The organism is Ruegeria sp. AWH4_226 (assembly GCF_056159225.1).
This window is the reverse complement of sequence record NZ_JBSWUU010000001.1, coordinates 626,070-640,385: the sequence shown is the minus strand read 5'-3', so window position 1 is coordinate 640,385 and position 14,316 is coordinate 626,070. Positions and strand designations below refer to the sequence as shown.

At 57.4% G+C, this 14,316-nt stretch carries 12 protein-coding genes; 3 read left to right on the top strand and 9 right to left on the bottom strand.

What is annotated here, in order from left to right:
• Positions 1-6: 6 nt before the first annotated feature.
• The gene (locus tag ACXAET_RS03100) at positions 7-1,134 is read right to left on the bottom strand and encodes an aminotransferase class V-fold PLP-dependent enzyme (protein ID WP_475180928.1); all 1,128 of its coding nucleotides are present in this window, start codon (positions 1,132-1,134) and stop codon (positions 7-9) included.
• Positions 1,135-1,368: 234 nt separating this feature from the next.
• On the opposite strand from ACXAET_RS03100, the gene ACXAET_RS03095 reads away from it, so the two are divergent.
• Complete coding sequence (locus tag ACXAET_RS03095) at positions 1,369-2,070, top strand: GntR family transcriptional regulator (RefSeq protein ID WP_475187069.1); 702 nt, start codon at positions 1,369-1,371, stop codon at positions 2,068-2,070.
• Between the two features lie 6 nt (positions 2,071-2,076).
• Here ACXAET_RS03095 and ACXAET_RS03090 read toward each other — a convergent pair whose 3' ends face one another.
• Positions 2,077-2,535, bottom strand: a complete 459-nt coding sequence (locus tag ACXAET_RS03090) for an Lrp/AsnC family transcriptional regulator (protein ID WP_475180923.1) — start codon at positions 2,533-2,535, stop codon at positions 2,077-2,079.
• Complete coding sequence (locus tag ACXAET_RS03085) at positions 2,532-2,987, bottom strand: Lrp/AsnC family transcriptional regulator (protein WP_475180921.1); 456 nt, start codon at positions 2,985-2,987, stop codon at positions 2,532-2,534. The genes ACXAET_RS03090 and ACXAET_RS03085 overlap by 4 nt, the downstream gene beginning before the upstream one ends.
• A gap of 131 nt (positions 2,988-3,118) precedes the next feature.
• Here ACXAET_RS03085 and ilvC point away from each other — a divergent pair, with 131 nt between their 5' ends.
• A complete protein-coding gene (ilvC, locus tag ACXAET_RS03080; protein ID WP_475180916.1) occupies positions 3,119-4,141 on the top strand; it encodes a ketol-acid reductoisomerase in 1,023 nt (340 codons plus the stop codon).
• Between the two features lie 128 nt (positions 4,142-4,269).
• The gene (locus ACXAET_RS03075; protein ID WP_475180911.1) at positions 4,270-5,172 is read left to right on the top strand and encodes a DMT family transporter; all 903 of its coding nucleotides are present in this window, start codon (positions 4,270-4,272) and stop codon (positions 5,170-5,172) included.
• Here the strand turns inward: ACXAET_RS03075 and glmM are convergent.
• From glmM to glyS, 6 genes are all read right to left on the bottom strand, one after another.
• Positions 5,169-6,512: a phosphoglucosamine mutase gene (glmM, locus tag ACXAET_RS03070; RefSeq protein ID WP_475180908.1), complete on the bottom strand. Its 1,344-nt coding sequence runs from the start codon at positions 6,510-6,512 to the stop codon at positions 5,169-5,171. The two genes, ACXAET_RS03075 and glmM, sit on opposite strands and share 4 nt — an antisense overlap.
• A 35-nt stretch (positions 6,513-6,547) precedes the next feature.
• On the bottom strand, positions 6,548-7,546 hold the full coding sequence (folP, locus tag ACXAET_RS03065) for a dihydropteroate synthase (protein WP_475180905.1): 999 nt from the start codon (positions 7,544-7,546) through the stop codon (positions 6,548-6,550).
• Positions 7,543-8,463: a dihydroneopterin aldolase gene (locus tag ACXAET_RS03060; protein ID WP_475180902.1), complete on the bottom strand. Its 921-nt coding sequence runs from the start codon at positions 8,461-8,463 to the stop codon at positions 7,543-7,545. The genes folP and ACXAET_RS03060 overlap by 4 nt, the downstream gene beginning before the upstream one ends.
• Before the next feature lie 195 nt (positions 8,464-8,658).
• Positions 8,659-9,300: a cell wall hydrolase gene (locus ACXAET_RS03055; RefSeq protein ID WP_475180900.1), complete on the bottom strand. Its 642-nt coding sequence runs from the start codon at positions 9,298-9,300 to the stop codon at positions 8,659-8,661.
• Between the two features lie 186 nt (positions 9,301-9,486).
• Positions 9,487-12,027 carry a putative PEP-binding protein gene (locus ACXAET_RS03050; protein WP_475180895.1) on the bottom strand — a complete coding sequence of 847 codons (2,541 nt, stop codon included), beginning with the start codon at positions 12,025-12,027 and terminating at the stop codon, positions 9,487-9,489.
• 64 nt (positions 12,028-12,091) lie between these two features.
• Positions 12,092-14,311: a glycine--tRNA ligase subunit beta gene (glyS, locus tag ACXAET_RS03045; RefSeq protein ID WP_475180894.1), complete on the bottom strand. Its 2,220-nt coding sequence runs from the start codon at positions 14,309-14,311 to the stop codon at positions 12,092-12,094.
• Positions 14,312-14,316 lie beyond the last annotated feature (5 nt).

The following is a 14,316-nucleotide window of genomic DNA, read 5'->3' as shown; positions in this document are numbered from 1 at the left end:
CCGAGATCACAGAACCTGATCCAGAACACGCCTGAGCCGCGCGATTGTGCCGTCGACGTCATAAAGTTTGTCCAAGCCGAACAAGCCAAGGCGGAATGTGCTGAAATCATCAGGCTCATCACATTGCAACGGTACGCCTGCCGCGATCTGCATGCCAAGGGCGGCAAATTTCTTGCCGTTCTGAACCTCGGGATCCGAGGTGTAGCTGACCACGACGCCCGGCGCCCCGAAACCGTCAGCCGCAACCGAAACAACACCTTTCTCTTTCAGCAAAGCCCGAACGCCATTCCCAAGCGCCCACTGCGCATCGCGCAACTTTTCAAAGCCGTAGTCACGGGTTTCGACCATCGTATCACGGAACGCCTGCAACGCATCGGTCGGCATTGTGGCGTGATAAGCGTGCCCTCCGCTTTCATAGGCCTGCATGATCTGCCGCCATTTCTTCAGATCAACGGCAAAGCTGTCCGAGGTCGTTTCATACAGTCTTGCCTCGGCCCGTTCAGACAACATGACCAGCCCGGCACAGGGCGATGCGCTCCACCCCTTCTGTGGGGCCGAGATCAGCACATCAACCCCGGTGGATTTCATATCAACCCACGCGCAGCCCGAGGCGATGCAATCCAGGACCATGAGGGCACCGACCTCATGCGCCGCTGTGGCCGTGGCCGTTATATATTCATCGGGTAGAATAAGGCCCGCAGATGTCTCAACATGCGGAGCGAAAACGACATCCGGCCGCTTTTCACGAATTGTTGAAACCACTTCGTCAATCGGGGCAGGTGCAAAAGGTGACGGGCTAGAGTTCCCGGTCTGCCGAGCCTTAAGAACCGTCGCAGATGCAGTCAGCGTCGCAGACTCGATGATCTGACTCCAACGATAGGAAAACCACCCGTTGCGAACGACAAGAACATTCGCGTTGCGCGCAAACTGCCGGGCCACTGCCTCCATCCCAAAGGTCCCGCCCCCCGGAACCACAGCCACGCCATCAGCCTTGTATACATCACGCAGCATCTCTGAAATGTCTCGCATGACGGTCTGAAACCGGGTCGACATGTGGTTCAACGACCGATCTGTGAAAACTACCGAGAACTCTTCTAGACCGTTCGGATCAATTTCTTCCAAAAGTGCGGGCATGCTGTGTCCTTTCAAACTGCGTAACAGGATTTCTGGAGCCATTTTTCCGAATGGTAAAGCCCCGGCATCCCGGCCGCAATTGACGTTACGGAACCGCCCGTCGCAATAGAAAATTAACCTTCGAAAGCGCAAATCACACGGTGACTTGACGCCAAATAGTGTCACCACCCCTTTACACCCAGAGGTGTTTCTGAACAGATACATACACTTTGTAGAAGAAAGGTATTGTTGCCCGTGACTGCTCATAAGCGGACCAGTTTTCAGTTTGTAAGAGACGAAGTTAAACGGCGAATTGAAAGCCGGATTTGGCCACAGGGATCTTTGCTTCCCACGGAAACGCAATTGGCCGAAGAATTCCATTGCGCACGAGCGACCGTGAATCGCGCCCTTCGAGAGCTTGCCGATCAGGGAATTGTTGAGCGTAAACGCAAAAGCGGCACGCGGGTCAAAAAGGAACCCAGCAAGCATGCGAAAGTCGAATTCTCATTGGCTCGTCAGGCTGTTGAAAAGCAAAATTCGACCTATCGATATGCGCTTGTCGAGCGCAGCGTGGTCCCCAGCCCCGGCTGGCTGGCCTCTCAGCTCTGCGTTTCGCCCGACGCGCGTGTGTTGCATGTAATCTGCATGCACTATGCGGACAACCGTCCTTTTCAACTGGAAGAACGCTGGATCAATATCGAAACCGTCCCCGATGTTGAACATGCCGATCTGACCTCTCAAGGTCCGCACGAATGGTTGCTGAACGTTGCGCCTTTCACCGAGGCCGAGATTTCATTTTGCGCAATCTCAGCAGATGGCAGGCTGGCAGAATTCATGGGTACGACCACGGGCACATCCATGATTCAGCTAGAGAGAACAATTTGGAAAGACGGGGTTCCAATGACATTCGCCCGCGAAACTCATCACCCCGGTTTTTGCATCCGAACCAAGTACTGACGTCGTTCAGCCAATTGGGCCGGGCAGCCGCTCTTCGCTGAGCAATACGTTGGCTTCAACATCCCCTGCCCCCGGCAAGGTCATGATACGTCGCCGCAATACTCGTTCGAAATCGGACAGGTCTCGCGCGACGACCCTCAGGCGATAGTCATAAAGACCCAGAACGTGCTCAACTGTTTGCACCTCGGGGATGGCGCTCACAGCTCGCTCAAAATCCTCAAGACTGACTTGCCCCTTGCGGGCCAGCTTTACCCCCAGAAATACGGTTACGCCGAATCCCAACGCTTCGGCATTCAAGCGCAAGCGACGCCCTTTGATGACCCCTGCCGTCTCTAACCTGCGGATGCGCCGCCAAGTTGCGGGTTGAGACAAGCCAAGTTTGCGCCCCAGCGCCCCCGCGCTTAGCGTAGCGTCCTGAACCAGCGCACGCAGGATTTGGCGGTCGGTTTCATCAAGATCGATCATACCGGCAAAACCTCGTTGCGCTTGACGCGTGCAATGTGCATCAACGCCTCAATATCAGCGATATGCGGCAGAGTCAGGATACGGTCGCGGTAGAGTCGCTGATAATCGGTCATATCGCGCGCAAGAACCGACAGGCGCACATCAACACGCCCCAGAAAAGTCTGTATTTCAATCACTTCCGAAACTTTACGGGCGGCCGCTGTGAATTCATCAAAGGCCCGAGGCTGCGTTTTGTCCAACGTTATGCGCAGCGAAACCTCAACCGCATAGCCCAACGCGGTCCAATCTATCACCACCTGTTGCCCCTGGATGACGCCAGCGGCCTGCATCTTTTCAACCCGTCGCCAGCAGATACCCTGACTTACACCGCACCGCTCGGCCAACTCGGCCATAGACAGCGTCGGCTCGGCTTGAAGGTGGCGCAGGATACGTCGATCCATGTCGTCTAGCATGATAATCACGTCTTAATACATTTCGGCGAATAACTTTTCCTCTAATTCGCAAAAAGTCGGCTGTAAAGCACTCGCCAACAAAACCACGCCCTACTACAAGCACAGCAACCGTAACAGAAAGGACCGGATACATGCGCGTCTACTATGATCGCGATTGCGACATCAACCTGATCAAAGACAAGAAAGTAGCTATCCTGGGCTATGGCTCGCAGGGTCACGCCCACGCGCTGAACCTGCGTGACTCGGGTGCGAAGAACCTGGTTGTTGCGCTGCGCGAAGGCTCTGCCTCTGCCAAGAAAGCCGAAGCGGAAGGCCTCCAAGTTATGGGCATCGCCGAAGCCGCAGCCTGGTGCGATGTCATCATGTTCACCATGCCCGACGAACTGCAGGCAGAGACCTACAAGAAATACGTGCATGACAACATCAAACCCGGTGCAGCCATCGCGTTCGCTCACGGCCTGAACGTCCACTTTGGCCTGATTGAGCCGAAAGAAGGCGTCGACGTCATCATGATGGCCCCAAAAGGCCCAGGCCACACCGTACGCGGTGAATATGTCAAAGGCGGCGGCGTCCCTTGCCTCGTGGCCGTCAATACTGATGCGACCGGCAAAGCGCTGGAAATCGGGCTTTCGTATTGTTCAGCCATCGGCGGCGGTCGTTCGGGCGTCATCGAAACCAACTTCCGCGAAGAATGTGAAACCGATCTTTTCGGCGAACAGGCCGTTCTGTGCGGTGGCTTGGTCGAGTTGATTCGCTGCGGCTTTGAAACTCTGGTCGAGGCCGGCTATGCGCCTGAGATGGCCTATTTTGAGTGTCTGCACGAGGTGAAGCTGATCGTCGATCTGATCTACGAAGGCGGCATCGCGAACATGAACTACTCGATCTCGAACACCGCTGAATACGGCGAGTATGTTTCGGGTCCGCGCGTTCTGCCCTATGAGCAGACCAAGAAAGAGATGAAGGCCATCCTGTCCGACATCCAAACCGGCAAATTCGTGCGTGACTTCATGCAGGAAAACCAAGTTGGTCAACCTTTCTTCAAAGGCACCCGTCGTCTGAATGACGAGCACCAGATCGAAGAAGTTGGCCGGAAACTGCGCGCTATGATGCCGTGGATTTCCGCCGGTAAACTGGTGGATCAGGAAAAGAACTAAGGCACATAAAGCCTTGCGTCAGGGCGGCCCTACCGGCCGCCCTTTTTTGTCAATAACACGCAGCAACTTATTGTAAATGTTCGGTTTACGTGTTCACCAAGACGAAGAATAACGAGGTCAGCACACATATGGTTGATCAACCCACATCGCGCGACTGGAGTGGTGTCATCGCCCTTGGCCTTATCTGGGGCGGCACTTTCATGGTCGTTACCATGGCGCTTGAAGGGTACGGGCCGGTAACCGTTGCCACCGCGCGTACGACTTTAGGAGCGTTGACATTGCTTGCGATGATGGTGCTGACCGGGCGCACAATGCCTACCGGCCAAGCACAGCTTTGGAGGTACATTGCAATCATCGGTGTGCTGTCGACCGCACTGCCCTTTTTGCTGCTGAGCTGGGGTCAGCAATACGTGGCCTCGGCTTTTGCTGGCCTGTCGATGGCAGCGATCCCTTTGATGGTTCTGCCATTGGCGCATTTCTTTTCTGACGAACCCCTGAACCTCCGGCGGTTCGTTGGCGTCTCGCTCGGCTTCTGCGGTGCGCTGGTGTTGATCGGCCCGGGTCTGGCGCAAATTGGTCAAGGTGCAGAGCCGTTGGCGCAATTGGCCTGTATCGGCGCGGCGTTGTGTTACTCCTGCGCATCGATATTCACGCGGCGCTGCCCGCCGATTGATCCCGTGGTTCTGGCGGCGCTGTCGCTGGTTGTGGGCGCGACGCTCTTGCTACCGATTATGCTGCTGACCGAAGGTCTCCCGCGTTGGGAAGGCACGCGCCCTGGCCTTGCAATCATTGCGCTGGGTCTTGTACCGACAGCGTTTGCGACCCTCTTGCGCGTATCCATCATTCGCAGCGCCGGGTCCGTATTTCTGACCTTGGTCAACTATCAGGTGCCGATCTGGTCAATGGTCTTCGGCGCGTGGATCCTGTCCGAGGCTTTGCCCTTGCGGTTCTTCATTGCACTGGCAATGATCCTGACTGGGCTGGCCATCAGCCAGTGGTTCAGTCTGCGCAAGATGTTGTTTGGGCGCTAACCAGCGACGGCTTCAACCTCGGCCACAATTCCATCAACGACCTGCGTCAGCAGCGAGTCGTCCTCGCATTCTGCCATCACACGGATCAACGGCTCCGTCCCTGACTTGCGTATCAGCAAACGGCCCTGCCCGTTCAGGCGCGCCTCGGCATCAGCGATTGCGGCTTTGACACTGGTTGCGTCCAGTGGGGTTTGTCCGTCTTGATAGCGTACGTTTTTCAGCAGTTGCGGAACGGTTTCGAATTGAATTGCCAGTTCCGAGGCTTTGCGACCCGTATGCACCATTTCGGCCAAGAAGTGCAGGCCAGCCATAAGGCCATCACCAGTCGTGGCATAATCGCTCATAACGATGTGGCCCGATTGTTCACCGCCCAGATTGAACCCGCCTTCCCGCATCCTTTCAACGACATATCTGTCGCCAACAGCCGTCCGTTCCAGCCGCAACCCATGCGTCGCAAGGTGACGCTCCAGCCCAAGATTCGACATGACCGTCGCAACCAGCGCTCCGCCTTCCAAACGATCTGCCGCGGACCAACTGGTGGCCAGCAGCGCCATCAATTGATCCCCGTCCGCCACCTGCCCATTTTCATCAATCACCACAACGCGGTCAGCATCGCCGTCAAGGCAAATGCCCACATCCGCGCCGTGTGCCACAACCGTCTCTGCCGCGAGCTGTGGATTGGTCGAACCACAATTCAGATTGATGTTTTTACCATTCGGCACCACGCCGACCGGAATGACCTCGGCCCCCAGCTCCCACAAAACCTCGGGCGCGGTGCGGTGAGCGGCGCCATTGGCGCAATCGATCACCACCTTCAACCCGTCCAAACGAACATCGCGAGACAATGAGGATTTCACCCGCTCACCATACCGGAACCGCGCGTCGTCCACCCGTCGCGCACGGCCAATGTTCTGCGCTTGGGCTGGCTTCACACCGGTTTCGATCAGGCGCTCGATCTCCAACTCTGCCTGGTCGGAAAGCTTGTACCCATCTGGGCCAAAGAACTTGATGCCGTTATCTTCAGCTGGGTTATGGCTGGCCGAGATCATGACACCCAAATCAGCGCGCATCGAGCGGGTCATCAGCCCCACAGCCGGCGTAGGCACCGGACCCAACAGCAGCACGTTCATACCAGTCGAGGTTAAACCCGCCGTCAACGCATTTTCCAGCATATAGCCCGACAAACGCGTATCCTTCCCGATCACAACCCGATGCTCGACTGATTGATCCCGGCGGAAATACCGCCCCACGGCCGCCCCGATGCGCAGGGCCATTTCGGCCGTAATCGGATGGGTATTCGCGGTGCCCCGCACCCCATCGGTTCCGAACAGCTTGCGCATCGTGTTACTCCGTTCATTTCTTGCCTGTAATGGGATTACCGGACGGCGGCCCACAGACGCAAGGCCTGAGCGGTCTCAACCACGTCATGAACCCGTATGATTTGCGCGCCTTGCGATATACCGGACAATGCCACAGCTATGGATCCCGGCCCACGGGCGTGTTTGCGTGGCTCTTGCCCGATTTGCCCAATGAAACCCTTGCGCGACACCCCAAGCAGGACTGGACAGCCCAACCCATGAAACAGGCTTAGGTTTCGCAGAAGGGTCAGATTGTGATCCAGCGTCTTACCAAACCCTATACCCGGATCAACCACGATCCTGTCGCGGGTCAATCCCAACTGCTCTAGCTTGGAGACTTGTCCTGCAAGGAAATCGTAAACATCCAGTAACACGTCATCATACTGAGGGTCTTCCTGCATTGTGGATGGGTCACCCTGCATGTGCATCACACAAACGGGCGCGTCGACCTCAGCGCAAAACGGCGCAAGCTGTGCATCAAAGGTAAAACCAGACACGTCGTTGATCAGCCCTGCGCCCGTATCCCAGGCGATCCGCGCAACGTTAGCCTTGCGCGTGTCAATAGAGATAAGTGCTGTTGTGTTTGCGCGAATGGCTTCGATCACGGGTTGGGTGCGTGCGATTTCCTCACCCTCGGGTACAAATGACGCGCCCGGTCGGGTCGATTCGCCACCGATGTCCAGTATGGTCGCGCCATGTGCCACCATTTGTTCAGCGGCCGACAAAGCTCCTTCGACAGAGTTATGCAGCCCACCATCCGAAAAACTGTCGGGCGTCGTATTGAGGATGCCCATAATCTGCGGCTGACTCATTGACAGATCGGCAATGTCCGCCCGTGGACGGGTTAACCGATCCAACGCTTCGTGAGGAACATCCTGCGCGGTGACAATCGTCACGGCTTCGGTTCGGGATAGCTTTTCGGCATGCGTGAACCAAAGGGGCTGCCCCGCAAGAGGAACCGCGCCAGCCGGGCGGGTCGGCCCGTGTTGCACCAGGGGTCTGTAGTAAACAGTCACAATTGCGCCTGATCCAGCGGTATGGCACGAAGTGGCGTTTTGGGCGCGTTCGGCAATGCACCGCCGATCACCAACATCTCACTCGCCTCGAACGTGGCCGCGAACCATGCCGCTAACGCAACAGCGTCTGACGGAGCGGCAGACGGACCATCAACGGCGTCGAGGACAATCTTGGACGGCGCCCAAACGCAGATCTGTCCGTTTTTCATCGCCCAATCCAGCTCGGTCCGAGTGGATACCACCACGCAACGGTGGTCCCGTGCGGCCAAAACCCACGCGTTTTGCTCGATCGCCAACAGATCAATCCTGCGCTGCGTCATCGCATGCCCGGTTTGCGGCACCGCAAGGTCAGATGCACCGACGCACAGGATCAACGGGCGTTGTCGATTTTCCAACTGGTCAACCCATCCGGTCAGGTTGGTAGAAGCGATCGCTTCGTTCGACAGGAAAACAAGGCGTGGATGGGGGCGTTCTTCTTCGACAACATCATGGTGCAGCGCGTCTTTACCGCGAACGATTTCCACACCCAATGCCCCCGGACCACGATCCAGCTTTTCTATTCGAACAAAGGCTCTTACGGCCTGTGGCTCAAGTAAAATTCGTTCGGCAACACGCTCAGCCAGTGTCTCCAGCAAGTTGAGTCGTTCAGCAGCCAATTCATGCGCAATCGCTTCGGTCACACGGTCATAAGACAGGATGCGGTCGACATCATCGTCGATTGGGTCCGTCAGCGGGCGCACCTCGACCACGATATTAAAGCAGATCCGCTGAGTCGTGCCGCGTTCGGCCTGAAAGGCGCCGATCTCAACCTCGACGATATGATCGCGAAGCGAAATTCGATCCAGCGGGCCGCGCGTCGCAGTCGCCTCGGACCGCTCTGAGGGGTGCGCAAAGGCAAGACGGATTTCAGAACTCATGCGACGGACCTTTTCGCGCTTGGTTGACTATTGCGCCCAAATTAGACGATGCGCGGGCGTATAGCATCGCAGCAAGCGCCATTCCAGTCTATGAATGCGGCGTCCTGACGGCCACCAAGGTCAATTCGCTATACTAAACCGCGCACCGGCCACATGGCCGGTACACTCACATTGAACACTGCGCCCAAGTGTGAATCAGTTGCTCGCAGTTCTGAAGTTATGGCGATAGAAAATATGCACACCAATCCGCGCAGTTTCTTTGTAAACCCTCGCCCATGACGGACGTACTGCGGTTGTGTGGTAGTGTGTGGCCCCTTCGGTCAGCTCTTTGGCGATGCCGTCGATTGCCGCTCGCGCAACCTTGGCCACGCGCTCATACGCTTTCTTTTCGCGGATCACTTCCTTGCGGCCATCGCAGGTATAGGTGAACTGGCATTGGTATTTCTTGCCGGTCCCCTGATTGATCACGCCGCAGACAGAGTCCGGAAAACGGCCACTTTCAACGCGGTTCAGGATCACTTCTGCAACGGCGAACTGACCGCGAACACTTTCGCCACGCGCTTCAAAGTAGAGCGCTTCGGCCAGGCATTTAAAGTGTTCGTCTCCGGTTGCTTTGGGCTGTTGATCCAGCCACGCCTTAGAATAGGACACGTTCTTTGTCTCAAGCTGCTTTCGCGGCTTGAAAAGTTTCAGATAGTCACGCGTATTTTGTCCCGGGACTTCGGTCCGGGAAACAAGCTCGCGCTTGGCAGTATCGGTGGCTTCGCGTTCAGCGAAAGACACACTCGGCAGCATGGTTGCTGCCATCGTGGCAGCAGCCAGTATGTAGCGTAGCATCAGATAACCTCGCACAGGCACATATCGCGCCGTACCCTCCCCCGGCGGGCGCGACGTGCCATGTAGCGCAGTCTGGCGCAGACGTCCAGTTCCGAGCAAAAAGCAAGTGAAAAATCGCCCGTGAGGAAAAATAATTCCATCACGAGGTTACGTGAACACCACTATTTCTAGGGCTTCACGACCCTGTCAACCCCCAAGTCTGGACGAAATCGCCAGTTGAGCGGAAGCCAGCCGAGCGACAGGCACCCGGAACGGCGAACAGGACACATAGTCAAACCCCAGTTCGCGGCAAACAGCGATTGATTCGGGGTTTCCGCCATGTTCACCACATACAGACAGCGTAACATTCGGCTGAGCCTGTCGTCCACGCTCAGCGCCGAGTTTCAGCAATTCCCCTACCCCATCCGAGTCAAGCACATGAAAAGGGTCCTCGACAAAAACGCCCTGTCGGACATAGGCGGACATGAACCGCCCTGCGTCGTCGCGTGACAGACCATATGTCATCTGCGTCAGGTCGTTGGTACCGAAACTCAAAAAAGAAACCTGCGGCGCGATTTCATTCGCCCGCAAACAGGCGCGCGGCGTTTCCACCATGACGCCAAGGCGATACTCGAACTCCTTACCTTGCTCGCTCTCGACCGCTGCCGCGACCGAGTCGATGCGGGATTTGACCAATTCGACTTCGCGCTTGGCCGAAACCAGCGGAATCATCACTTCGGGCACCACGGGCGCGCCATCCTTGCTGGCCTCAAGCGTGGCCTCAAAGATTGCGCGGGCTTGCATGTCGTAGATTTCGGGCACTGTCACGCCAAGCCGCACACCGCGCAGACCCAGCATCGGATTGTACTCAGTCATCGCAGCAACACGCCGTTCGACATCAGAGACCGGCAGGTCCAATGCCTCTGCCAGCTCGCGTTGGCCGCTGCGAGTGGTCGGAAGGAATTCGTGTAGTGGAGGGTCAAACAGCCGGATACAGACCGGCTGGCCTTCCATAATCCGGAACAGTTGCACGAAATCCTCTCGCTGCATCGGCAAAAGCCGCTCCAGCACAGCAGCCCGCCCGGATGAGGTTTGCGCAAAGATCATTTCGCGCATCACGATCAAACGACCGGGATCGAAAAACATATGCTCTGTTCTGCACAGGCCGATCCCCTGCGCCATAAAGTTCCGCGCTGTCTGCGCATCAGCCGGAGTATCGGCATTAGCCCTGATATCAATGTCGCGCTCTTTATCGGCCCACGCCATAAGTGTCTGAAAACAATCGTCCAGCGCAGCCTCTAACATGGCTGGCTGCCCAGCCAGGACCTGCCCCGAAGTTCCATCAATTGTCAGCGTATCACCTGTTGTAAAGACACGCCCATCCGGTGCAGTCAGCAGGTTCTTTCTGGTCTGGAACCGCATCTCGGACGCGCCAACGATGCAAGGCAGACCCAAACCGCGCCCGATCACGGCTGCATGGCTGGTCATGCCACCTTTTTCAGTCAGAACCGCCACAGCGGCATGCATTCCACGCACATCCTCGGGCGACGTTTCCCGACGCACAAGAACACAGGGTTCTCCCCGCGCGGCACTGGCCTGGGCCTCGGCGGCGGTGAAGACAAGCTTGCCCGTCGCAGCCCCCGGACTGGCGGCAATACCCGTTGTCAAAACGTCCCTGCGTGCCTCTGGGTGAACCTGCCGGTGCAGCATTTCGTTAAGTGAGTGCGGATCGACCCGCATAACCGCCTCTTGCGGTGGAATGATCCCATCTTCCGCCAACCGAACGGCAATTCGCATCGCCGCCCGCGCGCTACGCTGAACCCGCACACCGTCCAGAATATGCAAATCCCCGTCCTCGATGACGAATTCCACCTGCATTTCTTCGCGCAGCTTGGCGCGCATCAACGCTGCATGGGCCTTGAGTTCCGCAAACGCTTCGGGCGCGACCTCTTCCAGCGACTTCCCACGCGGGTCCTTTGCCAGATAGAAAGCCGCGACATCGGCCCCTAACGCATCGCGGCCCTGGCTTTGGCTCAGGTACCGTCCGGTTACCTGCGGCATACCTGTTGTAGGATCAACAAGTTGTAAGACACCCGAGCCACACTCACCGTGTCCGACGCCGGGGATCATTTCTTGAATGACGAGTCCAAGGCCTGCATCCGCCGGAGCGCCTTTGGCTTGGCGCAGCAAACGAGCAGACGTGCCTCCCCATGCCCGTGCCATGGACCGCAGAACGGCGATCAGCTGCTCTCCGCGTTCCATGGGAAAGGATTCGTCGGTTTCGTCTTCATAGGCGCGCAGGGACATGCGCAGCCCCTCGCGACCATCTGCGTCAATGTCATCAAAAACGTCAGCATCCAGCCGGGCAACATGAACCGCATAGCTTTGGACAAAGCGCAGATACAGCGCAGCCGCAGCCTCGGCCCCTATCGTCTTGGACAGCTCTGAATAGCGCGCGTCATTCATACCGATATTCAGGATCGCCCCCGGCCCGCCCCAATCGGGATCTTCGGAGCTAGGTCGAACACATAGCAGTGTCGTTTCGTCGAACTGATCGAGAATTGCCGTGACGTCGGGTACATGACCCTCTGCAATCCGGCGCACCGCGTCAAAGGACAGCGCGACAGTCCGCGGTACCGGTAGATCCAGCCGAACCAAACGTTGCAGACATTTCGCCCGTCCGCCATGTGTGCTGGCGGATACGGGCGCTTCGGTCGTGATCAGAGTGGTATGCGGATTATTCTGCACTGCAGCACCTTTTAGTTAAACTGCAGCATAAGCCCTTGCTCCATTGGCGCAAGGGCGTTCTGGATCAGCCCTCGATCTTGCTGAGGTCCGCAACGCTGGAACATACCTGACGGATTTGGCTAAGCAGGTTCAAACGGTTGCGGCGCAGGATATCGTTGTCGGTGTTTACCTGAACCTCGTCAAAGAACGCATCAACCGGACCGCGCAGCGCAGCCATCGTCGCCATCGCCTTTGGGAAATCTTCGGCCTTCAGGGCGGGCTCGATTTCGCCTTGCGCCTGTTCCAAGGCGGCAAACAGCGCTTTTTCACTGTCGGTCTCGGCGAATTTCACATCCGCACCGTAGGAGTATTCGACCCCGTCGTTTTCCTCGGCCTGCGTCAGGATATTGTTGGCGCGCTTGAACCCCTGCACGAGGTTTTCCCCATCCTCGGTCACAATCACCGCATTCAGCGCGCGGGCGCGTTTGACCAGCAAGTTAAGGTCGTCATTCCCCTCCATCGCGATGCAGGCATCAATGATGTCGTGGCGAATGCCCTCGTCGCGGAGGAAGGTTTTGAGACGGTCGTGGAAGAAAGAGAGCAAGTCATCAGATGCATCCGGGACCTTTTTCTCAAGCTCAAGAAAGGCCGCTGCGGGGGATTCATCAAGCTTTTCCTTGACGGTATGGAAAGCAGCACCAAAAACGCCGTGATCTGCAATTTCCTCCAACAGGTGCTCAACATTTGATTCTGGCAAAGCATCGTTGAGAGCGCTTTCTGCGCGGACCAACTGGCTATCAAAGAAACGATCCAGTTTTAGACGGAGGTCGTTATCAAGGATCAGACGAATTACCCCCAAAGCCGCGCGGCGCAGGGCAAACGGGTCTTTTGATCCGGTCGGCTTCTCATCAATCGCCCAGAACCCGGTCAGCGTGTCCAGCTTGTCGGCCAGTGCCACGGTCACCGAGAGCGGCGCGGTCGGCACGTCGTCTGACGGACCCAGCGGCGAGTAATGTTCCTGCGCCACAGCGGCAACGGCGGCGTCTTCGCCTGCGGCTTCGATGTAATAGCGGCCCATAAGTCCCTGAAGTTCGGGGAATTCATAGACCATCTCGGAGCTCAGATCAGCCTTGGCCAAACGCGCGGCTTTCTCGGCCTGATCCGCGTCCGCTCCTGTCACAGGGGCTAGTTCGCGGGCCAGAGCAGCGATACGGTTGATTCGTTCGGCCTGTGTGCCCAGCTTGTTGTGGAAGGTCACATTCTCCAGCGCACGGGTCCATTGGGTGATATCCGATTTGGCGACGCGCAGGTCGTTTTCCCAGAAGAATTTTGCATCGGCCAGACGCGCCGACAAAACCTTTTGGTTCCCCGCCAGAATGGTCGCCCCATTGTCAGCGGTTTCGCGGTTGGCGACGGTGATGAACTGCTCAATCCGGCCGGACTTCGGATTGCGAACCGAAAAGAATTTCTGGTGCTCTTTCATCGAGGTCTGCAGCACCTCGGGCGGTAACTCAAGGAATTCGTCGTCGATCTGTCCCATCAGAACGACGGGCCATTCGACCAGACCGGCGACCTCGGCCAGCAGACCTTTGTCCTCGACTACTTCCAGACCGGCAGCAAAAGCCATGTTCTGCGCGTCGTTCCAAATGTGCTCGGCCCGGTCGGCGGGATTCAGCACCACAAATGCGCGTTTCAGCTTGGCGGCGTAGTCGTCAAACGAGGTCACAACAAAACGATCAGGCGCCATGAAACGGTGACCTGCGGTGATATCACCCGCTTTGATCCCTTCGACCTCCAACGGCACGACCTGCGCGCCCGCCTCATCAGACAGGATACAGAGGATCGCCTGCAGCGGTCGCACCCAGCGTAGCGGGCCACTGCCCCAGCGCATCGACTTGGGCCAAGGGAAGTTGCGAATGGTCGCCTCAAGCACTTCTGCCACGATCTCAGCCGCCGGACGACCGGGTTTTTCGATGGTCGCGAAATAGACGGCACCTTTGGGTGTATCACGCTCTTCCAACTGATCGCGTGTCACGCCTGCGCCGCGCAAGAACCCTTCGATGGCCTTGTCGGGTGCGCCAACCTTGGGGCCTTTGCGTTCTTCGCGGGTGGTGGGGCTTTCTGCCAGCAGCCCCTCAACCGCCAAGGTCAGGCGGCGCGGCGTCGTCATCGCGGCAGCCCCGGCATAGGTCAATCCAGCCTCGACCAAACCATCGGTGATCCGCTTTTTCAGATCCTCGCCGGCACGGGTCTGCATGCGGGCGGGGATTTCCTCGGAAGACAGTTCGATCAACAGGTCGGGCATTTTCG